Below are 22401 nucleotides of genomic sequence, written 5' to 3'. Positions count from 1 at the left end.
GGGTTATTTATTTATGCTTCCAACCGATGATATTTTATCTCATGAAAAACGAATAGAAGAACTAGAAAATAAAGTACGTTTTTATGAAGAACTTGTGAATCAATTGCCGCATCATTTCACATATAAAAATCCACTTATTGGTTTGCAAATAAAGAAAACAAGAACAAACCATTTTATTCAAAGCATACGAAAAGAGAATAAAGAAGCTGATTTTCAACTTACTTGCGATTCATTATTTTTATTTGAACAACTTGAAAAACACTTTGTTCATATTTTTGATGCTTTTTCACATCATGTAACCTTTATTGATAATACAGGGAATATTACATTATGTAATCAAGCTGCTGCAGATGATTTTGGTGTAATACGAAACGAAATAATTGGAAAGCCAATTCAACAATTGCTTAACTTACCTGAAGAAAAAATTAAAGCTATTGAAACCTTAAAAACAGGAATCGAAATATATAATGAAGAGGTTTTAGACAAAAACTATGGCATTATTAATAATCGAATTATTCGCGATTATAATGGAGAAATTTTTAGAGTTATTAGCGTTTTTCATTATTTAAACACAGAACGTGATGCAGAGAAATTTTCATTAGCAGGACGAATCGCCGCCGGGATTGCACATGAAGTACGCAACCCTCTTACAACAGTACGGGGATACTTACAATTTTTACAAGAGAGCGTGTCTCCATCAAATAAAGAATTATTTAAAAACTTACTTATTCCTGAATTAGATCGTGCAAATAGTATTATTACAAAATTTTTATCTATATCGAAAACACGCGAATTTAAAAGAGAACCGTTTCCCATTAATACATTTTTACGTGAATATATTCAACAGCTACTAGCAAGTGAGGTCTTCTTGCATAACATTTCAATTGATTATAATTTTTCTAATGAATTAGATGATATTTTAGTCCATATTGATCGCCATGAACTTGTTCAAGTGTTTTTAAACCTATTTCAAAACGCTGTTGATGCTCAAGGCGAAAAACCTCTTTCTATTCAAATCACTAGTTATCGCCTAGATAACTTTGTTCGGATTACTTTCACAGATAACGGAACTGGTATTCCTCCAGCTATTCAAGAATATATCTTTGACCCATTCTTCTCAACAAAAGATTCAGGAACAGGACTGGGCCTATCAGTAACGAAGAAAATCATTCAAAATCATAACGGTACATTAAAAATGACTAGTAATCCAGCCGGTACAACTTTCATTATTTCTATTCCAACTTTATCTAAAACAAACCATGAAAGAATGAATCAATACAAATGATGGACTGTTCCACGAACTGCAAACCAATTGTTACGTAATATATAACAATTGGTTTGCAGTTTTTTATTTTAACTTAATCTTCTTATAAATCTTTCTCTATCTCTTAATTATTCTTGCTAAGTAGGTAAACTTCTTATTTTTTGGGAAATGGTAGATTGTCCATTACAAATTTAGTTTAATTTTCATTTAATTATATAGTAATGACTATTTACTCTATATATAGAAAGGAATGAAAAGATGATTAACAAAAATAAAGGGAAAGTATTCTATGGTAATGATTGTTGCGAAGTAAGAGCTTGCAGTTTTATTAACATCTCTAAGTCCGAACTGAAAGAGTTTGCTCGACTTCTTCAAGCCCTTGGTGAAAATATTCAAGCTGTATTCCAAAATCCTTCTCAAGCTAATATCGATAAACTTATCGATATCCTAAATAACCTACAAAAATTCCTCAATTGCTTAGATTTATCACCCGCTCAAGAAAAGATTGGAAATTCTATTATCGCTAACTTATTAACTATTTTAAAAACAAAACCCTTCTCATGCGGAGCATTATACGTTGAACTGCAAATCCTGCTTAACTATTTATTATATATCGCTAAGTTATTCAAAGTAGATTGCTGTACTATCGACAAACTAGTTAAACTCATTACAGAGATCCAAACTATCCTAGTTCAATTTGGGTCTGGTTGTCTTGGCGGAGGGGCAACTGGCGCTACTGGTGCTACCGGACCTCAAGGTCCGGCGGGTGCTCAAGGCGCTACTGGACCTCAAGGTCCGGCGGGTACTCAAGGCGCTACTGGCGCTCAAGGTCCTCAAGGTGCTCAGGGACCAGCTGGTGTTCAAGGCGCTACTGGACCTCAAGGTCCTCAAGGTATTCAAGGTCCAGCGGGTGCTCAAGGTGCTACTGGCGCTCAAGGTGCTACTGGTGCTCAAGGTCCAGCGGGCGCTCAAGGTGCTACTGGTGCTCAAGGTCCAGCGGGTGCTCAAGGTGCTACTGGTGCTCAAGGTCCAGCGGGTGCTCAAGGTGCTACTGGTGCTCAAGGTGCGGCGGGTGCTCAAGGTGCTACTGGTGCTCAAGGTGCTACTGGTGCTCAAGGTGCGGCGGGTGCTCAAGGTGCTACTGGTGCTCAAGGTGCGGCGGGTGCTCAAGGTGCTACTGGTGCTCAAGGTGCTACTGGTGCTCAAGGTGCGGCGGGTGCTCAAGGTGCTACTGGTGCTCAAGGTGCGGCGGGTGCTCAAGGTGCTACTGGTGCTCAAGGTGCGGCGGGTGCTCAAGGTGCGGCGGGCGCTCAAGGTGCGGCGGGCGCTCAAGGTGCGGCGGGCGCTCAAGGTGCTACTGGTGCTCAAGGTCCAGCGGGTGCTCAAGGTGCTACTGGTGCTCAAGGTGCGGCGGGCGCTCAAGGTGCTACTGGTGCTCAAGGTCCAGCGGGTGCTCAAGGTGCTACTGGTGCTCAAGGTGCGGCGGGCGCTCAAGGTGCTCAAGGTGCTCAAGGTCCAGCGGGTGCTCAAGGTGCTACTGGTGCTCAAGGTCCAGCGGGCGCTCAAGGTGCGGCGGGTGCTCAAGGTGCTACTGGCGCTCAAGGTGCTACTGGTGCTCAAGGTGCCGGGCTCAAGGTGCCGGGCTCAAGGTGCCGGTGCTCAAGGTCCAGCGGGTGCTCAAGGTGCTACTGGTGCTCAAGGTGCGGCGGGCGCTCAAGGTGCTACTGGTGCTCAAGGTCCAGCGGGTGCTCAAGGTGCTACTGGTGCTCAAGGTGCTACTGGTGCTCAAGGTGCTACTGGTGCTCAAGGTCCAGCGGGCGCTCAAGGTGCTACTGGCGCTCAAGGTGCTACTGGTGCTCAAGGTGCGGCGGGCGCTCAAGGTGCTACTGGTGCTCAAGGTCCAGCGGGTGCTCAAGGTGCTACTGGTGCTCAAGGTGCGGCGGGCGCTCAAGGTGCTACTGGCGCTACTGGACCAGCGGGTACTCCAATTCCTGTAACTACAGCTGTATTAGGAAACACAAATGCACAAACAGTATCACCAGGAAGCAATATACAATTCAATGAAACATTCGAATTAACAAACATCTCCTATAATGGTTCTGATACTCTAACTGTTTTAGAAACTGGTGTATACGATATTAATTTCTCTGCATCTACAACTTTCCCAGGTTCTTCACCATTTGGCTTCGGTCTTTCGTTTAACGGCCAACCACCTAGTCGTAATTTTTCAACTAACGTTATCGGTAGTGCGGTTTCTTTCTCAACGATTATCACTTTAACAGCTGGCACAACAATATCTGTACAACCTACAGCAAATACTATCTCTATTCCAAACACAGGTGAAACAACTGCTGTACTAACTGTCTTCCGAATTTACTAATTTTCACTAAATAAGCGTATTTATAATAATATGCATCATTTGACTGTGGATTAAATTTCTCTTTTTATATAGAAAGGAGCACTTATTTGGGAGGATAAGTGCTCCTTCTTTACGTTTCTTTACCTCAAATTTACTCTATCTTAATCCTCATTTTGTATGATAAATAGTGAAGTCAAAGATATGAAAGAGGGATGAAAATGAGAGTTATGTCACTGATACGCATTTGGATTGCTCTTATGGTATGCATTATTTTATGTGTAGGATTTTTTTTAACTCTAAAATATTCCACTATATCAAAAGCAGAGAGAAAAACAGTTCCATACAAGCTTTTGTATACAAAACAAAGCAACATCCCTTATTCCAATGCAACAAATAATGAAAAAAAGGTTATAAAAGGGATGCTTATTACGAAAGCTTCTAGTTACGAAACGCTACTTCAAATTGCTGAAACGATTAAAGATCAGTATATAAATAGAGAAATTGATGAAATCACGCTTTCTATCCACAATGAAAATAATGGTAGTTATGAAGAAGAATTACCTTACGAACCTGTTAGTAAAGGCAAAATCATTATCACATACGATTCTCAATCCTTTGACAGTACGAACATTATACTAAACGAGTAATATCATTTCCCGATTAGTATGGGCTAATCATTAGTGGTGGATAAACACCCCCTAATGATTGAAGTTTCACTTTATTTTCCATACGAAAAAGAGGCGAATTTCGTTATTCGCCTCTTTCTTTTACCAAAATGATGGAATCCACTCTTTCACTTTATCAAACCACTCTTGCTGCTCTTGTTTTCTTTGTTGTTCCTCTTCTTTCCTTCGCTTCTCTTCTTCTTTTCTTCGTTTTTCCTCTTCGATTGTTTGCAATTGTTTTTTGTAGTCAGCCTCAGGTATTAGCGATAACTGGAATGCTTTTTGAGCTGGATTTACATTTGCTTTTTTCATGATATCCCGGAACATCGTCGTCGTAATTTGACTCCCTCCCGGAACATAATGCTCGCTATCAGTTTTATCATATCCTACCCAAATCGCACCTACTAAATCTGGCGTATATCCAACAAACCATGAATCTTTTGCACCATTTCTTGGACCATTTACAATTTGAGTAGTACCTGTTTTACCCGCCGTATCAACATTATTAACTTTCGCTTTTTCACCTGTTCCCTTTTCGACAACACCTTTTAATAAATATGTCATCTTTTGAGCAATTTTCTCACTCGTCACCCGTGTCTCTTTCTTATACCATTTCCCAATCGTTTCACCTTCAGCGTTTTGAATTTCTCTAATTGCATGGGCCTCCACTTGAACACCATCATTTGCAAATGTACTATATGCTTGGGCCATTACAAATGGAGATGTACCTACATGCATCCCGCCTAAAGCAATCGGATACGTACGGTCTTCAGGCTCTAATGGAATACCAAACCGCTCTAAAGATTTCAATCCTTTATCTAATCCTATTTGCTCTAATAGCCAAACTGCTGAAACATTATATGACTTTGCCACCGCTTCATACATCGTCACATTCCCATGGAACGTATGATCACTATTTTGTGGTGCATATTCTTTAATATTAAACGGTTCATCTTTTAATACATCGTATACTTCATATCCTTGCTCTAATGCTGGTACATACACTGCAAGAGGCTTTAACGTTGAACCTGGCTGTCTTTTTAATTGTGTTGCATGATTAAACTGTAAAAATTGATAAGGCCCTCTACCTCCAACTAAAGCTGGAACACCGCCAGTTTTTGGATTCATAAGGACCACTCCAGTTTGCATAAGCTGATCTGAACCACTATCTTTAAAATAACTATCATTATTCACAACATCTTCAACCGCTTGTTGTTTTTTCGGGTCAAGTTCCGTATAAATACGATAACCACCTGCTAAAATTTCATTTTGTGTTAATTCATACTTGTCCATCGCTTCTCTAACAATATAATCTACGTATTGAGAATATTTCCCCTTATATTTATCGTCAACACCACGTCGTAATACAAGACCTGATTCTTTCTCCTGATTATATTGTTCTTCAGAAATATATCCTTGTTCCTTCATTAAACTTAATACGACATTACGTCTTTCAATGGATTTATTAAAGTTTTTATACGGCGAATACGCAGATGGCGCTTTAATTAATCCTGCAATCGTTGCAGCTTCTGAAATTGTTAAGTCTTTTACATCTTTATCAAAATAAGATTTGGCTGCTCTTTTTATCCCCCAAGCACCTTCACCAAAATAAATTTGATTCATATACATTTCTATAATTTCATCTTTTGAATAAGTACGCTCTATTTTTTTTGTTAAAAAATATTCCTTTATTTTACGTGAGTATGTGCGATCTTGTGTTAAAAATACATTTTTTGCAAGTTGTTGTGTAATTGTACTACCACCAGCCACAACTTCACCAGCTGTAATGTTCTTAAATACAGCGCTTATGATTCCACTATAGTAAATACCATGATGACTAAAAAATTCCTTATCTTCTACTGCAACAATTGCTTGAACCATAATATCAGGAATATCTTTCCTTTTGACCCCTTCTGTTTTAGAAGAAGCTAATTTAGTCGCAACTTCATTATTTGCATCATAAATTAAAGTCGGTTGTGGAACAGCTTGTTTTAATTCAGATATATCTTGAATGGAAATTATTATATTTACAACAATAAATAGAGTAACAAGTAAACTTCCCAATATAATTAATGAATTGCGTAGTTTCTTCCTCTCATTGAACCACTCAAGCGTTTTTTTAAAGTGAGTGTTCTTCAATTTCATTCGTTCACTTCCTTCATTTGTTTACACTCTTCTTTTTAAAAGGAAGAATATACCTCCTTTTAAATTTATTATAATAACGTACTCGTTCCTATAGTGTAAAGCTTTTCTTTCACATTCATACTTTTCACAAGAAAAGGACATTCTACAAGTAAGATATTCACTATTCAGTATTAATATTATTAATACAACAATGAGAGTTATGTTAAGTTTTTGTAAACTTTTCGATAAAATGTTTTAAAAAACGACAGTTTTTTGTTAGAATTGATTAGCCAATATATTTTACATATATTACTTTTGTGGGGGTAACAATAATGGTCTTTAAATCAAAGAAAGATAAATTTTCTGAAATGCTAATGAATGTTTCCGAAAATTTAAAAGAAGGCGCGCAGTTTTTCGTGGAGTATAAAATTAAAAATGCTAGCGATTTAAAAGAGTTTTCTATGCGCATGAAAGAGTATGAGTCAAAAGGTGACTCATTCATTCACGAAATCATTATGGAGCTAAACAAAGCGTTTATTACTCCTATTGAACGTGAAGACATCCTACAGCTTGCAATGAGTATGGATGATGTATTAGACGGATTAGATCATAGTGCTGGTCTATTCGAAATGTATTCTATTACAGAAGCTGATGAATACATGATTAAATTTGTAGAAGCAATTAATCAATGTGCGATTGAAATTGCAAACTCTGTTGAATTACTATCTAAAAAGAAATTAGTCGATATTCGTACAAATGCGATTAAAATTAAGGATTACGAGTCACAATGTGATGATATTCGCCGTCATGCGATTAAGCACTTATTCTCTCGTGAGAAAGATCCGATTAAGATTATTCAATTTAAAGAGATTTACGAAGAGCTTGAAGAAGTAGCTGATAGCTGTCAAAGCGTTGCAAACGTATTAGAAACAATCATTATGAAGAACGCGTAAGGAGTTTGATCATGGATACACTCTTGATACTGACCGTTTTAGTAGTCATTTGCGCTTTAGCTTTTGACTTTATCAATGGATTTCACGATACAGCAAACGCTATTGCAACGGCTGTTTCAACGAAAGCTCTAAAGCCTAGACATGCAATTATTATGGCAGCTATTATGAACTTTTTAGGTGCGATGACATTTACAGGTGTAGCAAAAACGATTACAAAAGATATCGTTGACCCATTTGCCTTGCAAAATGGTTCTCTTGTAATTTTAGCTGCTTTGCTTGCGGCAATAGCTTGGAATTTGATTACTTGGTACTATGGTATTCCAAGTAGTTCTTCCCATGCGATTATTGGTGCAATTGCAGGTGCAGCAATTGCTGCTGCTGGTATTAGCTCATTAAACTATAAAGGGTTTATAAAAATTCTTGAAGCTTTAATCATTTCACCGATTATCGCTTTTGTTATTGGTTACATCGTATATAGTATTTTTAAAGTGGTATTTAAAAACTTTAACTTAACGAAAACGAACAAAAACTTCCGTATATTCCAGATTTTCACTGCAGCATTACAAGCTTATACACACGGTACGAATGATGCACAAAAAGCAATGGGAATCATTACGATGGCTCTTATGGCTAATAACTATCATACTTCTGGCGACATCCCGTTCTGGGTACAATTATCTTGTGCAATCGCAATGGGGCTTGGTACTTCTGTCGGTGGATGGAAAATTATTAAAACTGTCGGTGGACAAATTATGAAAATTCGTCCTGTAAATGGTGTAGCTGCCGATTTATCATCATCACTTGTTATTTTCGGTGCAACATTCATTCACTTACCGGTTAGTACAACGCACGTTATCTCTTCTTCTATTTTAGGGGTTGGTGCTTCACATCGTGTGAAAGGTGTAAAATGGGGAACTGCAAAACGCATGTTAATTACATGGGTTATTACACTTCCTATTTCAGCTTCTTTAGCTGCATTATTTTACTACTTATTACACTTAATCTTTTAATCAAAAGTCGTCTTCCTTATTTTTCTAGGAAGACGACTTTTTTGTGAACAAACCTATTTTTTATTAAAAAGCGTGTATAATGATTGATGGATAAGTTATATAGAGGAGTTGGCAATTTTGGAATACATCATGTTACTTTTCATCGGATTAATCGCTGGGACAGTCGGGAGCCTAGTCGGGCTTGGAGGCGGAATTATTATCGTTCCGTTATTAATTGGATTACACAGTTTATCACCACAACTCGCAGTAGGAACTTCTATGGTAACAGTCGTTTTTACAGGGCTGTCTTCTACCCTTACTTATATGAAACATAAACGAGTAGATTATAAAAGTGGACTTATTTTATTTATCGGGAGTGGCCCTGGTGGTATTATCGGATCATGGGCAAACAAATTTTTAAACCAAGATACATTTTCTTTATACTTTGGGATTTTTCTTATATTCGTCTCCATTCTTCTTATACTACGAGACAAATTGAAACCTCTTTCCCTATCAAATATGACTGTAATTAAGCGATCTTTTACAGATAACGAAGGAAATACTGTAGACTATCAATTCCCACCATTTCTCGCTATCTTTATTGCCTTTATAGTTGGATTTATATCCGGATTATTCGGAATCGGTGGTGGCGCCTTACTTGTGCCAGCGATGATGCTTCTTTTTGCGTTCCCAGCACACATTGCTGTAGCAACTTCAATGTTTATCGTATTTCTCTCAGCAATTGTAAGTTCTTTAACTCACATCTCTCTAGGAAATGTCAGCTGGGCTTATGCATTAATTCTTATTCCTGGTGCATGGATTGGCGGGAAAATCGGGGCTTATATTAACACGAAATTAAGCGGTAATGCAGTAATTAATTTATTACGTATCACATTAATTATTCTTGGAACTAGATTAATCATTACTTCATTTTTATAACGCGCTCTTTCTAGAATGCGTTTTTTCTTATACACATGAATATAAAAAGGCTCCTAGGAGAACAAATAAAACTAAACAAACACTTAATAGCATAAAATTCGAAATATGTACTTTCTTCAAGTTGATCACTCCTATAGCTATGACTGTTATCCTTATGATAGCGAAAAAGCAGTTATCTTACAGTTACAAAGTGCTAACAATGCAAAATCATTTATTACAAATTTTATCCTTATATTTCATTTCTTTGTATAATCTATCGATTCAATAAAAAAAGATGTCATATTGACATCTTTTTAGTGAAGAAGTGACCATCCCATAAAGTCTTCATGTACTTGGCACGCCCTCTTATCGTTTCGATCATATAATTCAGCATAACTATCTGTTTCTTCATCATAAGCCATCGTATAAATAATTTGGCCGTCTATTTCAACGGATAAAACGACTCCACCTTTCATCTCTTCTACATGAATGATAGCATTCGCCGGAATTCTCATATCCGTCATCTTCATCGCATCTAACAATATACTAAACCCCCTACAGCGTATTCATTGCTAGTACTATTACACACTAAATAGTATACTACTGTAATAGCATACATTTCGTCAATGAAATTGCTGTTTAAAAAGCATATTATCTTTATACATATACGCTAAAATATAAGAAATAGAAATGTTTTAATGGGGGGCTAACATTGATTCTACATAAGGGAGATATATTATTCCGTCAAGGTGAGGACGGTCCTTTATACTTTATAAAAACAGGTTTATTAAAAGTTATTCGATTAGAAGAAGACGGAACACCATTTTTATTTAATATTATCGTTCCTGGTGAAACGATACCTCACCATTCTTTAATCTCACCAAAGGAATATCACGGTACAGCTATCGCTTTAATGAAAACAGAAGTTGAGCCTATAATTAGTAATGACTGGTACGATAAACTTCAGGCAAATCCTGCATCATATGCAAATATCGCCATGCAATTACAATCGAAATTACGAATGATGCAACAGCGTATCGATCAATTGACAACTGTCTCTCCTAAAGAGCGCCTTCATCGTTTACAAGAGTGGTTCACTTTATATTTAGGTGACATCCCTATTTATGAAATATTAACACAAACTGAAATTGGTCAGCTCATAGGTGTACGCCGTGAAACAGTAAATCGATTATTAAGAGAACAAGCGAAAAACGAGGTAAAATAATACCTCGTTTTTCGCTTGTTCAAATTTAATCTATTGTAAGCTTGCTGCGGGACCGAAAAATTCATAATGAATGTTCTCTTGTTTAACACCCAAATCAATTAATGCAGCATTTATATGTTTCATAAATGGTACTGGACCGCAGAAATAAAATTCTGCTTCAGTCGTTGGAATAATAGTTTGTAACCATTCACGTTCAGTGAATCCTTCTTTATCAAAATTCTTCATTTCCACATCTTGCTCTGTCGGTGAAGAATAGCAAGTATATGCTTTAACTTGTTCATACTCTTTTTCTACTGTCTCAACATGCTCTTTCATCGCATGTGTATTACTATTTATCGCCGCATGAACAAAGCATACATTACGCTTTGATTTTTGTTCAATTAACGCATTTAACATACTCATCATCGGTGTAATACCTACTCCACCACTAATTAGTACAACAGGTAATGTTGACTCCATATTTAATACGAAATCTCCTGCTGGTGCACTTACTGGTAAGACATCTCCTTCCCCTACATGATCATGTAAGTAATTAGATACTTTACCATCTGGTGTATCTACACCTTTTTCTTTCTTTACACTAATACGATAATATTCTTTTCCAGGAGCATCAGATAAGCTATATTGACGATTATGCGTATATGTTTCACCTTCAATATTTATTTGAATCGTTACATATTGTCCTGGGATGAATGAAGAAACTTTCCCACCATCTTCAGGTTTTAAATAAAATGATGTAATAACGTCGCTTTCCTTCACTTTTTTAACAATCACAAAGTTGCGGAAATCTTTCCATCCACCTTCTTTATGTGCAACTTCTTCATACATATCCGCTTCAATGCTAATGAATGCATCAGCAATGACGCCATACGCTTCTCCCCATGCATTTAAAACTTCATCAGGTGCGCCTGCGACCTCTTTAATCGCTCGTAGTAAGCATGTACCTACTATTGGATAATGCTCTGCTTTAATACCTAAACTTCTATGCTTATGACCGATTTGTTTTACAACTGGAATAATAGCTTCTAAATTATCAATGTACATTGCAGCTGCATATACAGCATTTGCTAACGCTTGTTGTTGTCTTCCCTTTTTCTGATTCGTATGGTTAAAAATATTCAATAACTCCGGATGTTCCGAAAATAAAATTTGATAAAATCTCGTTGTAATTTCAACGCCCTTTTCCTGTAATAACGGTACTGTTGACTTTACGATTTCAATTGTTTTTGCACTTAACATTGTATCCCACTCCTCTATTTCCTTAACTGTTTTTAGTTTAACTGAATTGTATAATACATATTGTGATTTTAATCACTATTAACACGTTGTTTTTGTGAAAAATATATGAACAATGCAAATATATGGTGAAATTTTAATGAACGGAGGTCTCACATACGCCCTCCCTCACCAATCGTACTCAAAGAAAATAAGCTAACTAGAATTCTAGCTAGCTTACTACTTTGCTTGTATCACTTGTTCAATCACTTTTATATTCTTCCCATCTCCAAACTCTGTATACCCCCATATATTCGTTTCACCTTTATATTTATTCATATGTATATCCAAGTCATGATATACGCGATGAGCATAGATTACATACTCCATATTCTGAAGCTCCACACCTTTTTTTACAATTTCATAACTTCTATTCACATCGCGTTTTATTTTTTCATTTTTTATTTCTTTATGTATATTTTTTAAAGAGGCTTCTTGCTCTTGAAACCATTGTTTAAAATGTTTCCAATCCCCATCTGTATATTTCTCTGCCTTACCATAATTCAAGAAATTATTATAACTTTCATGTGTCGTACGAACAAAATCGAGTGTCTTCTTCTTCTCTTGCACCTCTTCTATTTGTACTACTGTCTTTACTCCAGCAGACTTATTCGCATAATATAATAGTACTTTCATAAGACTATAGCTCGCTATTGCCATCACAGTAATAGTTACCAATACACTTAACAATTTCTTCATATACAGAACCCCTTTTCTACTATGAATATTACAATGTACTGTTACACTTGTAACATTCTCTCGTAGAAATGTAATTCCTGTTTAAATCCTTCTTTTCATTTTGACACTGTTTTTCTACAAACTTCTCCTTGGTAAATGCTCTTGTAAAACAATATAACCTTCATAAGCCGTATAACCGAGTATAGCCATTAATCCGATATAACAAGCAAATACTGTCCATTTCGTTTTCGTATCGACTTTATAATAATTTTCTTGTTGTTCCTTTTCTGTTGCCCATTCATTTAATTTTCTTTCTGACATTCCAAATGCTTCTCTTATATGAATTGTATGCATTTCTTTTTCATCTTCATATGGGACATAATCAAGTGGCTCAAATTTTGGTAAAAGGTACTCTAGCACTTCAATCTTTTGAAGTTCTCCTGTTTTTAATTCTTTTTCACGTTCTCTTTATCTTAATACATTCATCTCATGGTGAATCATATAAATCGTTCGATGCACCGCACCAGTTTCTTTTAATTCCTCTTCAAGCCTAGCAACATATTCTTTCATTCCATCGATTTTATATCCTAATTCCTTAATCGGCTCATCTCTCTTTATTACTCTATATAATTCCATACAGCCGATAATAACAATAAATCCTCCCAAAATACTTTTAAAGTAAATTGAATAGCCTAGTAGTAAAACAAGCCCGGCTCCCCAAATTTTAGTACTTACAACTGAAATGATTCGTCCGCCATCTAGCGGTGAAACTGGAATTAAATTAAAGAAATTAATCATACTTCCAAGTAAAATAATAAGCGCCCAAAACGGCTCTTTCGTTACTATATACAGTGGGATCGCGGGTAAAAATGAAAGCAATCCAAAAAGAGGTCCCATATAGGCGATGTAAGCTTCATCTTTTGCATTTTTCGGCATCTCTTTCATCCCAATAAGAGCTCCCATAAATGGTATGAAGATTGCTGGCGATGTTGGTATACCTTTCTTTCTCGCTGCCCATAAATGCCCCATCTCATGTACAAACAATAAATACACGAGTGCTACCCCAAACTTCCAACCATATATGACTGCGTATGCACCAAGCGATAAAAACATACTAAATACTGTTGAAAATTTTGCTAACTTAAAAATTGCAAATACCCATTTTAACTTAGATAGTAAAAATAACCCTATTGCAACAATAATTCCCCATAACCCTTTTTTATTATTTTTCATATTCCTCTCCTTTATCTCGCTTTACTGAGCCATATACACTCATCAAAACTTATTCTTTTCTCTATTATGACATATTTTTTTCCATTGTTAGAAATAATGTTTATTTCATCCATTTTTAGCCAAAAATAAAAATAAAAGGAGGTAAATACAAATGAAATTACAATCTCTTATGATAGGCGCTCTATCGTTTTTAGCTTCAACTCTTATTTTTTATACCGTCAGTTACGTATTATTATTAGATTGGTTGCCAAATCACTTATTTATAGCCCTTATTATTCTTTCTGCTCTTATGATTTCCTTTCTAATTACACGAAAATCAATGAATGAGCCATCTGCAAAAGCAAAATAATAGAGGGGATCTTTCCCCTCTATTATCATTTCCTAGGAAAGGCCATATAGACTTTATGATTCTTACTGCCCGCTATTTGCAGGCAGTAAGAATTCCACCTCGAAATTCGGCTGGAGCAAAGAAGTTAGGTGGGAGTCGTGCTAATAATCAGCGGTGGATGCCCCCCACTGATTAAAGTTTCACTTTATCTTTGTAAATTCATTTTTTCACCATACTCTTTAACAATTTGAATAATATTTTGAAATGCTCCTACTTTTTCTTTCTTACTATTTAATATTTGTAAATCGTAATTATTATAATAGGCTTCTAGTGATTTTAGTTGTGATTCTGAAGCATCTTTTATCGGAACAGTAACATTCAATTCATACTGTTTATACCCTTCCTTTACTTTTTCAGCTAAAATTATTTCACTCTCTTTTGCGCCAATTAATTTTTGAACCTTTTCTGGGAAAATTAATTGCAAATAATATTCTTGTTCCTTTGCTAACTTATTATATAGTGATTGTGAAATCGTATAACGTACTGTATAATTCATTTTTTGATCACCTGCTTTAATATGAAACGCAGTAATCTGCATGTCTTTTTTTGTTACTTCCGTTAAAGTACCTACCTGCATCTCATCTTCTTTTTGTTCTGGAATATTTGGAAATATAGCCAAAAGCTTTTCCGTATCTTTTTCGTTAAGCATATACATATCTTTCTTATACTGCACCCATCCACGGCGGTCTTCTCCTCTTAACCATGCATAATATGTTTCTTTTTTTCCATCTCTACTAATTTGTATTTCATATTCCGGTTCACCAAAACTACCCGTTACATCTTGTTTTTCCGCTTTGTTTATAATATCCACCAACAACTCCGCATCCATTTTCTTCAAATTTTTTTCTTCTTTACCTTTTTGTATAACAGTTACTTGTAATGGCTCTTTCACTTCATTCACTGTCTCCTCTACTTGTTTCGATTCTTTCTTTTTCTCGGCTTGACCACACGACGCGAGTAAAATAACACATAAAAACATTAAATATTTCCCTTTCAAATCGATTCTCCTTTTCCAATAAGAAATTCTTATAATCCTCATACATAAAACAAAAACGTTACATTATATAGAATGAGCTATACTATACACTGAAGGGAGGATTTTACAATGTCCATTAATTTTCATGATGCAAATAATAAGTATACGTATGCAAATCGTAACGCACATATTTCATGGCAGGACACAATAAACAATATTACAGATGTGCAAAAGAAAAAAGTAATTGATATAGGTTGTGGTGGCGGCATTTATACGAAAGAACTTGCTCTTATGGGAGCCAAAAGTGTTGTTGGGCTTGATTTTTCAAAAGAAATATTACAAGCTGCAAAAGAAAATTGTAATGCCTTCCCAAACATTTCATTCATTCACGGTGATGCACATAATATTCCATATCCTAACGAAACATTCGACCTTGTCATTTCGCGTGCCGTCATTCATCACTTACAAGATATCCCTATATTTATACGAGAGGCTTCTCGCATATTAAAGAAAGACGGTACGCTTATTTTACAAGACCGAACTATTGAAGATTGTACAATTCCAGGAAATCCTGAACACATTCGTGGATATTTTTTCTCTGTATTTCCAAAACTCATTGAAATAGAATCAAAAAGAAGACCAAAAACCACTACTATACAGCAAGAATTACAAAAATATTCTCTTCAAGTGTTCCCCATACAAACACAATGGGAAGTACGAAAAACACATGATTCTGTAGAAGCATTGCTGCAAGATTTATCTCCTCGAACCGGACGATCCATTCTATATGAATTAACAGATAATGAACTTTCTCAACTTCTATATCATATCCAAACGGCATTACAAAACGTCTCTCCTATCATCGAAAGAGATCGTTGGACAATTTGGAGTGCGAAAAAATTGTAAGGAAGGAAGCCTCACAAAATAATGTGAGGCTTCCTTCTTTCATAATCTAATTTTGCAACACTCTTGATATCCTCCACTCCTGGCCTGTGCACTTCCACACTTCGGACATACTAAATATCTAGACTGATTTGTCAACAAACTACCTTTTTGAAAGAGTAAAACTTCTGCTTGTTTAAACGAACGCGAATAATATAACCACATAAAACCAATTATAGCAATAATGCCAAATAATACTCCCATCGCAAGCATTTCAGTCACCTCTTTTGGTTTGTTCTTTCCAGCAAGTGGATTGTTGTATTATTCTCTGCAAATTCAAACAATTCCTCCCTTACTCCTATAAATAACGATTTTCTCCATAAACTTTACAATTCTCTATAATGTTTTACAGCATTTTTACAAACAGCATTAACCCCTATATTCTCAGCTATATTTCTACAGAAAAGTGTATTTCCCAAAAAATATGTTGACTTTCTAAAAAAAACATGTGAGAATGTTGTCAGAATACTTGTATAAAAATTCATTGACGAGAACGAGTACGTTATAGGGCTGTTCCCCAGAGAGTTGGTATTTTGCTGAAAGCCAATGCTCAGTTCGTAACCGAAAATCATCTCCGAGAAGTAGAACCGAATGCTGAAGTAAGTTCTTACCGGTCGTCCCCCGTTACAAGGAACACGTATCATGTTGTACGTTGTAAAGCCGTATACATATAGATATATTTCTACATGTATAAATTAGGGTGGTATCGCGGGTAAATATAACTCGTCCCTTTCTTAAGGGACGAGTTTTTTGTGTTCTTACAATGAATTTACAAAAAAGGAGGAAAAAAAACAATGAACACTGTATCAAAAAAACATGTTTTTTTCACAGGTCTTATGCTATTTTCTTTATTTTTTGGAGCAGGAAATTTAATTTTCCCTCCAATGCTTGGACAAAATGCTGGTGAAAACTTTTGGCCAGCAATGATTGGTTTTTTACTAACAGGAGTCGGCTTACCGCTACTTACTGTTATCGCTATTTCTTTATCAGGAAATGGAATGCAGCAACTTGCGAGTCATGTTCACCCATCATTCGGAATATTCTTTACGGTAATTGTATACATTGCAATTGGTCCATCTATGGGCATTCCGCGTGTCGCTAATGTCGCTTATGAAATGGGAGTTAGTTCTTTCTTACCAGAATCTATTCGCTCTAGCAGCCTAGCCCTATTTTTATACACAGTCATCTTCTTTGCTATCGTATTTTGGCTTAGTTTAAACCCTTCTAAGCTCGTCGATCGTATCGGAAGTGTATTAACACCTATTTTATTACTCTCTATTTTCTTATTATTCGTTAAGAGTGTATTTACACCCCTCGGGCAATCTGGACCAGCCATGCAAGAGTATCAAACTTCTCCAATTTTCAAAGGTTTTATGGAAGGATACTTAACGATGGATACCATTTCAGCACTTGCATTTGGGATTATCGTTGTAAATGCCATTCGCTCAAAAGGTGTGAATGACCGTAAATCAATTGCCATCGCAACAGCAAAAGCAGGACTTATTGCCGCTACCGGCCTCGTACTTGTATATGGTGCACTTGGCTGGCTCGGTACAACTAGTGTCTCTCTTGGATACGCAAACAATGGAGGACAGCTACTTACCGTTATCGTACAACAATTATTCGGTCCATATGGTCTAATTCTGTTATCTCTTATCGTTACACTCGCTTGCTTAACAACATGCGTTGGACTTGTATCTGCATGCAGTCAATACTTCTCAACATTATTGACAAAATTTTCATACAAAACGTTAGCAAGCGTCATTTGCTTGTTAGGATTATTAGTTGCCAATTTAGGTTTAACAAAAATTATTGCAATCTCTGTTCCTATTTTACTTGTTGTATATCCAGTTGCAATTGTACTCGTGTTATTATCATTACTTCATAAATATTTCGGTGGCTATCGATCTGTTTATGTATGTGCTTTAATCGGAACAGCAGTTGTTAGCGTTTTTGACGGATTAAAACAAGGGAATATTCCTGTTTCATTTATCACATCTTATTTCGAGTTTATTCCATTATATAATGAAGGAATCGGCTGGTTAGTACCAGCATTAGTTGGGGCTATTATCGGTTTTGCTATCGCAAAATTAAGTGGTGCAAAAGCAGTACCATTAACGGACCATTCACCTGAATCGAAAGCATCATAAAAAAACTCCCATTTCGGGAGTTTTTTACATTTGATAAGAAGTATGATTAAAGCTACTTACTTTATAGGCTTTCGTATAGTAATCAATATTCGTATCCACTGTTTCTACTTTTACAACATCATAGCAATCTTCTTGCTTCACTAGAAATAAATAATGTTCTTCTGTTGCCTCAATAATTGCAATACGATCTGTTTCAATATCATATTGTTCAAAAAGTGCTTGCAACGCATTCACATAGTTACCTAATTTTTTCGTTTCATCCATTCCAAATATCGTTTGAACTAACATACACTCTCTCCCCTTTGTATGTACTGTTAACACCTTAATGATAACGCTTACATATATAACCGTCAACAAAAAGCTTTGACCATATATAGTCAAAGCTTCTTTCTTATTTCGTCAATTGGTGTCTAAACGCATAAATAACCGCCTGTGTCCGGTCACTTACATTTAACTTATTTAATATATTACTCACATGTGTCTTTACTGTTTTAAGGGCAATAAACAACTCATCTGCAATCTCTTGATTACTTTTCCCCTCTGCAATTAATAACAAAATTTCAGACTCTCTTTCTGTTAAATCCTCATGCAAAGGTTGTTCTTTCATCTGACGCATACGAGACATCATTTTGCCAGTAACTTTCGGCTCTAATACCGTTTCCCCAGCATAAGTAGCTCGTACAGCGTCTGCAATATCACTCGCTCTTGATGTTTTTAATAAATAACTTGTCGCTCCCGCCTCAATAACAGGATACAACTTTTCATCATCTAAAAAGCTCGTTACAACTACAATTTTCGCTTCTGGCCATTCTTGAATAATAGCACGTGTTGCTTCAACCCCGTCCATCTCATCCATAACAAGGTCCATTAAAATAATATCCGGTCTTAATTGCAAAGCTAACTCTGAACCTTTTCTTCCATTTTCAGCTTCTCCAACTACTTCAATATCTGGCTGCGTTGATAAATATGCTGATACACCCATTCGAACCATTTCATGATCATCAACTAGTAATACTTTTATCATGATTCTCCTCCTCTCTCAATCATAATCGGTACTTTCACTTCTATTTGCGTACCTTTACTCGGAAAACTAAGAACTTTTAATGTACCACCAATTTCATGAACTCGCTCTTGCATTGACCTTAAGCCGTATGAACCTGCCTTATTAACTCCAACTTTAAAACCAACACCATCATCAATAATTTTCAAAATCGCATATTGATCAATTTTACGAAGGCGTACTTCGGTTTTCTTTGCCTTCGCATGCCGTAAAGTATTAGACAGCGCCTCTTGTACAATACGGAATAAATGATCCTCTACACCTTTTTTTAATTGTATCGGTTCAATTAACCATTCAATTTTCATATGTTGCTTTCTAGACAGTTCTGTTAATAATTCTTCTATACCCTCTGTTAGTTTCTTACCTTCTAACTGCACTGGGCGTAAATGAAGAAGTAATGCTCTCATTTCTGATTGTGCATTTACAACCATATTCTCAACAAGCTGTAACTGTTTTTTCGTTGTGTCTGGAATTTCAGCTACTTGTTCATTAATGGCTGACATCATCATCGACATTGCAAAAAGCTGCTGACTTACAGAATCATGCAGCTCTCTCGCTAATCGATGCCTTTCTTGAGAAATCGCTTCTTGTCTCATCTCTTCATTCCAATGGGCTCGTTCATTCGTTACTTTTTGAAATAGCCCAGCTTGCTCTTCTAAGCGACGAGCAAGACCAATTACTTTTCGTTCCACTTCATGAAATTCATCATCCGCAGTAAATGAAACATCACTTGGAAAATTCCCTCGTTCTACTTCGAACAGAAAAGTATTTAATCCTTGTATACGCTGCTCTATATAATAACCGATTGCATACCCTACAATTCCTCCGATAAGGAGACTGGTACTCATAATAAACAAGCCAATTGGAACAGAAGCGATGGATTCTTTCCATAATATATCATAAACTTGTTGCTCACTTTTCCATACATAAACAATCGTACAAATAAGTGCGATACTTACAGAAGATAACATAGAATAACGAATATACATCCATGAAATATTCCTTTGTTTTTTCATTATACTTTCCTCACTTCCGTATCGCCTACGACAAGCGAAGAAATAATTTTAATACGACGAGGAGCTTCTTTATACTGTTCTGTTCTAAACGTAACATTACGGTTAAATCCCGTTTCTTCGTGTCCTGGCAAGAGCACGCGCCCAACAATAACAGAATGATTTAAAGACAATTCAATATCATACGGCACATATAAACGAATATTACCAATGACTCCCCGAATAACAATTACCGTTTCTCCCTCTGGAATCATCGCAGTTGTTAAATCAATTTCAACATCACAAGCACCATATTGGACGTTAATATCCTCAAGTTCATAAATATGATCCATCATCCGGACATTACCTACAAACATATTTTTTATATACGGTTCTGTACGATATATTTGTTTTTCTTCATCTATATATCCCTTTTCTTTAATTTCAACTTTCATTGCTTTTTGCTGATGTCCTTGTTGGATAAGTTGATAACCAATTAAAGCTAAACAAGCAAACACAACAAGTACGAATGCTGCTGATGAAAATAAGAAGAATAAGAATACAATACCACCGACAAATAAAAATACATTCCCTCTTACATAACGGTTCTTCTTTCGATAATGTCTTCCAAACATAATCATAATAAATGCAAAAATTAGACCACCTGGTTCAAAATGTCCAAGTATCATATCAAGAAAAAGACCGAATCCAAATATGATGAGGAGCATCCCCATTAATTGTGTTTTTGAAAATTGCTTCTTCATTTCAGCTCCCCCCTCCTTGTCACATATACATAGAAGAAAAGGCATTGCTTTCCAACACCTTTTCTTCTATCACTATATCATAAGCCTGTTTTATTATATACTACAATTATTTTGTTACTTCTTTCGTTAACGATACTTCATTTTTCTCTTTCATTTCATGCTCTAGTTTTGCAATTTTCATATCAAATGTATCACGCTCATGCTCTTCATTTATACGCAGCTCTATGTCACGAATGTGATCTTCAATTTCTTCGAATCGTAAAAACGGATTATTTTCATCCATTTTATGAATAGCAGTATTCATACGGCGGTTTGCATGTGCCATATTTTCACGTGCCATTAATTCCATACGCTTTGCGTTCATTTCTTTTAATTTATTTTTCATTTCTGAAAGACGACGCTCTAACTCATCAATTTGCTCTACAACGCCAGCATACATTTCTTCTAAGCGAGTTACTTGCCCTTCATAATACGCTACTTCCTCTAATGCGCGTTCATGCAATTGTAATTCTCCTGCTTCTTGTGCGATGATAGCTTGCTTTGATCTTTTACTAACGAAATAACGTGCTTGCTCAAGCTCACGAGCAAAGTTAGATTTTAATGTTTTATGACGCTGAATTAACTTCTCAATTTTTGTTATTTCACGCTCACTGTCGCGTAAATATTGGTTTAACATAGCAATTGGATTTTTTCTTTCTTTCTCATCTAACACATTATGAAAATCAGCTAAAATTGCATCGCGTACACGTCCGAATAAAGATTGTTTCATTATAATCTTCCTCTCTTCTACTTTATAATTTGATTTGATTCATTTTATATTAGTTTTTCATTAACTTGTTCCACTCATCTTCAAAGTTGCTATATGCTTTAGAACTTTCTGGAGCAGAATCAACAACTACATTTTTTTCTTTTTTCCACTCACGGTAACCGTAGTATAAAACTACTAATGCTGCGATACCGATTAATGCTGGGGAATGAGAAAGTGCAATGGACAAACCGATTAAACCAACAATACCCCAAGCTAACTTTCCAAAGAATGATTTAGCTCGCACAAATGATTTATAGCTCCAGTACACAACTCCTGCTCCAATGGCGAATCCTACAATACCAGCAAGACTACCAAGAGCAATTAAAGCCAAAATACCGGCTGCGATAAACGCTAGAAATTGTTTCATCTTGTGCTTGCCTCCCTTCGATTTGATACTCTTATCTTAACTATTTTTTCATATTTCCATAACGAGCTTAAGAACTGTTTTCGACTCAGACTTAAGACCGAGTTGCATTCAGCCTTTTGCAAAACGAACATGTATGCGATGCGTATAGATACAGAAAAATTCTTATTCAATAACGAATGAGAATCTCAACTTGCGCGTCAAAAAAATTAGCAATACGTACAAACTTTTATTAAATTACATTAAAAAAATATTAAGAAAATTATGTTAAAAT

The 22401-nt window shown here is 35.9% G+C and carries 21 protein-coding genes, 2 pseudogenes and 1 other annotated feature; of the genes and pseudogenes, 10 read left to right on the top strand and 13 right to left on the bottom strand.

The features are described 5' to 3' along the window. The first annotated feature begins 13 nt into the window (after positions 1-13). From KPL75_RS21410 to KPL75_RS21400, 3 genes and pseudogenes are all read left to right on the top strand, one after another. The gene (locus tag KPL75_RS21410) at positions 14-1285 is read left to right on the top strand and encodes an ATP-binding protein (RefSeq protein ID WP_219917701.1); all 1272 of its coding nucleotides are present in this window, start codon (positions 14-16) and stop codon (positions 1283-1285) included. Between the two features lie 237 nt (positions 1286-1522). After that, positions 1523-3644 (top strand): annotated as a pseudogene (locus tag KPL75_RS21405) (Gly-Xaa-Xaa repeat protein). A gap of 197 nt (positions 3645-3841) precedes the next feature. Further along, positions 3842-4270, top strand: a complete 429-nt coding sequence (locus tag KPL75_RS21400) for a hypothetical protein (RefSeq protein ID WP_219917699.1) — start codon at positions 3842-3844, stop codon at positions 4268-4270. 120 nt (positions 4271-4390) lie between these two features. On the opposite strand, the gene KPL75_RS21395 is transcribed toward KPL75_RS21400, so the two are convergent. Next, positions 4391-6433, bottom strand: a complete 2043-nt coding sequence (locus KPL75_RS21395) for a transglycosylase domain-containing protein (RefSeq protein ID WP_219917697.1) — start codon at positions 6431-6433, stop codon at positions 4391-4393. A gap of 311 nt (positions 6434-6744) precedes the next feature. Between KPL75_RS21395 and KPL75_RS21390 the strand changes: the two genes are divergently transcribed. The 3 genes from KPL75_RS21390 (at position 6745) to KPL75_RS21380 (ending at position 9293) form a co-directional block, all read left to right on the top strand. Continuing rightward, positions 6745-7365 carry a DUF47 domain-containing protein gene (locus KPL75_RS21390; protein ID WP_000231445.1) on the top strand — a complete coding sequence of 207 codons (621 nt, stop codon included), beginning with the start codon at positions 6745-6747 and terminating at the stop codon, positions 7363-7365. Between the two features lie 11 nt (positions 7366-7376). Then, entirely contained in the window at positions 7377-8375 is a 999-nt protein-coding gene (locus tag KPL75_RS21385) for an inorganic phosphate transporter (protein ID WP_219917694.1), read from the top strand. Positions 8376-8492: 117 nt separating this feature from the next. Then, positions 8493-9293, top strand: a complete 801-nt coding sequence (locus KPL75_RS21380) for a sulfite exporter TauE/SafE family protein (RefSeq protein ID WP_002158631.1) — start codon at positions 8493-8495, stop codon at positions 9291-9293. Between the two features lie 293 nt (positions 9294-9586). Here KPL75_RS21380 and KPL75_RS21375 read toward each other — a convergent pair whose 3' ends face one another. Beyond that, positions 9587-9814 (bottom strand): hypothetical protein, encoded by a 228-nt coding sequence (locus KPL75_RS21375; protein WP_000883004.1) that lies wholly within the window; start codon positions 9812-9814, stop codon positions 9587-9589. 170 nt (positions 9815-9984) lie between these two features. Between KPL75_RS21375 and KPL75_RS21370 the strand changes: the two genes are divergently transcribed. Next, positions 9985-10497: a Crp/Fnr family transcriptional regulator gene (locus tag KPL75_RS21370; RefSeq protein WP_219917692.1), complete on the top strand. Its 513-nt coding sequence runs from the start codon at positions 9985-9987 to the stop codon at positions 10495-10497. 30 nt (positions 10498-10527) lie between these two features. On the opposite strand, the gene hmpA is transcribed toward KPL75_RS21370, so the two are convergent. The 3 genes and pseudogenes from hmpA to KPL75_RS21355 form a co-directional block, all read right to left on the bottom strand. Continuing rightward, positions 10528-11736, bottom strand: coding sequence for an NO-inducible flavohemoprotein (gene hmpA / locus KPL75_RS21365; RefSeq protein WP_219917690.1), 1209 nt, complete (start codon positions 11734-11736; stop codon positions 10528-10530). Positions 11737-11952: 216 nt separating this feature from the next. Further along, positions 11953-12471 (bottom strand): hypothetical protein, encoded by a 519-nt coding sequence (locus KPL75_RS21360; RefSeq protein WP_219917688.1) that lies wholly within the window; start codon positions 12469-12471, stop codon positions 11953-11955. A 114-nt stretch (positions 12472-12585) separates the two neighbouring features. Next, a pseudogene (locus KPL75_RS21355) lies at positions 12586-13683 on the bottom strand (site-2 protease family protein). Positions 13684-13834: 151 nt separating this feature from the next. Between KPL75_RS21355 and KPL75_RS21350 the strand changes: the two are divergent. Beyond that, on the top strand, positions 13835-14032 hold the full coding sequence (locus tag KPL75_RS21350; protein ID WP_000776287.1) for a hypothetical protein: 198 nt from the start codon (positions 13835-13837) through the stop codon (positions 14030-14032). A gap of 184 nt (positions 14033-14216) precedes the next feature. Here the strand turns inward: KPL75_RS21350 and KPL75_RS21345 are convergent, their stop codons facing one another. Continuing rightward, positions 14217-15068 (bottom strand): YhfM domain-containing protein, encoded by an 852-nt coding sequence (locus tag KPL75_RS21345; RefSeq protein WP_219917687.1) that lies wholly within the window; start codon positions 15066-15068, stop codon positions 14217-14219. A 108-nt stretch (positions 15069-15176) separates the two neighbouring features. Here KPL75_RS21345 and KPL75_RS21340 point away from each other — a divergent pair, with 108 nt between their 5' ends. After that, on the top strand, positions 15177-15953 hold the full coding sequence (locus KPL75_RS21340) for a class I SAM-dependent methyltransferase (protein WP_219917685.1): 777 nt from the start codon (positions 15177-15179) through the stop codon (positions 15951-15953). Positions 15954-15992: 39 nt separating this feature from the next. Here KPL75_RS21340 and KPL75_RS21335 read toward each other — a convergent pair whose 3' ends face one another. Next, entirely contained in the window at positions 15993-16202 is a 210-nt protein-coding gene (locus KPL75_RS21335; RefSeq protein ID WP_000880630.1) for a hypothetical protein, read from the bottom strand. Between the two features lie 262 nt (positions 16203-16464). Continuing rightward, positions 16465-16723 (top strand) — a binding site (T-box leader). 60 nt (positions 16724-16783) lie between these two features. Here KPL75_RS21335 and brnQ point away from each other — a divergent pair. After that, the gene (brnQ, locus tag KPL75_RS21330; RefSeq protein WP_219917683.1) at positions 16784-18139 is read left to right on the top strand and encodes a branched-chain amino acid transport system II carrier protein BrnQ3; all 1356 of its coding nucleotides are present in this window, start codon (positions 16784-16786) and stop codon (positions 18137-18139) included. A 24-nt stretch (positions 18140-18163) separates the two neighbouring features. On the opposite strand, the gene KPL75_RS21325 is transcribed toward brnQ, so the two are convergent. From KPL75_RS21325 to KPL75_RS21300, 6 genes are all read right to left on the bottom strand, one after another. Then, on the bottom strand, positions 18164-18520 hold the full coding sequence (locus KPL75_RS21325) for a DUF3992 domain-containing protein (RefSeq protein ID WP_219917681.1): 357 nt from the start codon (positions 18518-18520) through the stop codon (positions 18164-18166). A gap of 10 nt (positions 18521-18530) precedes the next feature. Further along, positions 18531-19163 carry a response regulator gene (locus KPL75_RS21320; protein WP_219917679.1) on the bottom strand — a complete coding sequence of 211 codons (633 nt, stop codon included), beginning with the start codon at positions 19161-19163 and terminating at the stop codon, positions 18531-18533. Beyond that, positions 19160-20215, bottom strand: coding sequence for a sensor histidine kinase (locus KPL75_RS21315; RefSeq protein WP_219917677.1), 1056 nt, complete (start codon positions 20213-20215; stop codon positions 19160-19162). Before KPL75_RS21315 ends, KPL75_RS21320 begins: the two co-directional genes overlap by 4 nt. Continuing rightward, complete coding sequence (gene liaF, locus KPL75_RS21310; protein WP_219917676.1) at positions 20215-20955, bottom strand: cell wall-active antibiotics response protein LiaF; 741 nt, start codon at positions 20953-20955, stop codon at positions 20215-20217. The genes KPL75_RS21315 and liaF overlap by 1 nt, the downstream gene beginning before the upstream one ends. A gap of 106 nt (positions 20956-21061) precedes the next feature. Next, on the bottom strand, positions 21062-21724 hold the full coding sequence (locus KPL75_RS21305) for a PspA/IM30 family protein (RefSeq protein ID WP_219917674.1): 663 nt from the start codon (positions 21722-21724) through the stop codon (positions 21062-21064). A gap of 49 nt (positions 21725-21773) precedes the next feature. Then, positions 21774-22130: a lmo0954 family membrane protein gene (locus KPL75_RS21300; RefSeq protein WP_219917671.1), complete on the bottom strand. Its 357-nt coding sequence runs from the start codon at positions 22128-22130 to the stop codon at positions 21774-21776. Between the last annotated feature and the right edge of the window lie 271 nt (positions 22131-22401).

Source organism: Bacillus sp. NP247, from assembly GCF_018966865.1.
Lineage (GTDB): Bacteria > Bacillota > Bacilli > Bacillales > Bacillaceae_G > Bacillus_A.
Note: the sequence above shows the minus strand (reverse complement) of the source record. Positions and strands in the feature narration are given on the sequence as shown.

Excerpts from the sequence above, each read along its gene's own strand:
- KPL75_RS21395 (WP_219917697.1), bottom strand. The coding sequence starts at position 6,433 with ATGAAATTGAAGAACACTCACTTTAAAAAAACGCTTGAGTGGTTCAAT.
- KPL75_RS21385 (WP_219917694.1), top strand. The coding sequence starts at position 7,377 with ATGGATACACTCTTGATACTGACCGTTTTAGTAGTCATTTGCGCTTTA.
- KPL75_RS21320 (WP_219917679.1), bottom strand. The coding sequence starts at position 19,163 with ATGATAAAAGTATTACTAGTTGATGATCATGAAATGGTTCGAATGGGT.
- KPL75_RS21350 (WP_000776287.1), top strand. The coding sequence starts at position 13,835 with ATGAAATTACAATCTCTTATGATAGGCGCTCTATCGTTTTTAGCTTCA.
- KPL75_RS21390 (WP_000231445.1), top strand. The coding sequence starts at position 6,745 with ATGGTCTTTAAATCAAAGAAAGATAAATTTTCTGAAATGCTAATGAAT.
- KPL75_RS21400 (WP_219917699.1), top strand. The coding sequence starts at position 3,842 with ATGAGAGTTATGTCACTGATACGCATTTGGATTGCTCTTATGGTATGC.
- liaF (WP_219917676.1), bottom strand. The coding sequence starts at position 20,955 with ATGAAGAAGCAATTTTCAAAAACACAATTAATGGGGATGCTCCTCATC.
- KPL75_RS21410 (WP_219917701.1), top strand. The coding sequence starts at position 14 with ATGCTTCCAACCGATGATATTTTATCTCATGAAAAACGAATAGAAGAA.
- KPL75_RS21315 (WP_219917677.1), bottom strand. The coding sequence starts at position 20,215 with ATGAAAAAACAAAGGAATATTTCATGGATGTATATTCGTTATTCTATG.
- KPL75_RS21360 (WP_219917688.1), bottom strand. The coding sequence starts at position 12,471 with ATGAAGAAATTGTTAAGTGTATTGGTAACTATTACTGTGATGGCAATA.
- KPL75_RS21335 (WP_000880630.1), bottom strand. The coding sequence starts at position 16,202 with ATGCTTGCGATGGGAGTATTATTTGGCATTATTGCTATAATTGGTTTT.
- KPL75_RS21340 (WP_219917685.1), top strand. The coding sequence starts at position 15,177 with ATGTCCATTAATTTTCATGATGCAAATAATAAGTATACGTATGCAAAT.
- KPL75_RS21300 (WP_219917671.1), bottom strand. The coding sequence starts at position 22,130 with ATGAAACAATTTCTAGCGTTTATCGCAGCCGGTATTTTGGCTTTAATT.
- hmpA (WP_219917690.1), bottom strand. The coding sequence starts at position 11,736 with ATGTTAAGTGCAAAAACAATTGAAATCGTAAAGTCAACAGTACCGTTA.
- brnQ (WP_219917683.1), top strand. The coding sequence starts at position 16,784 with ATGAACACTGTATCAAAAAAACATGTTTTTTTCACAGGTCTTATGCTA.
- KPL75_RS21305 (WP_219917674.1), bottom strand. The coding sequence starts at position 21,724 with ATGAAACAATCTTTATTCGGACGTGTACGCGATGCAATTTTAGCTGAT.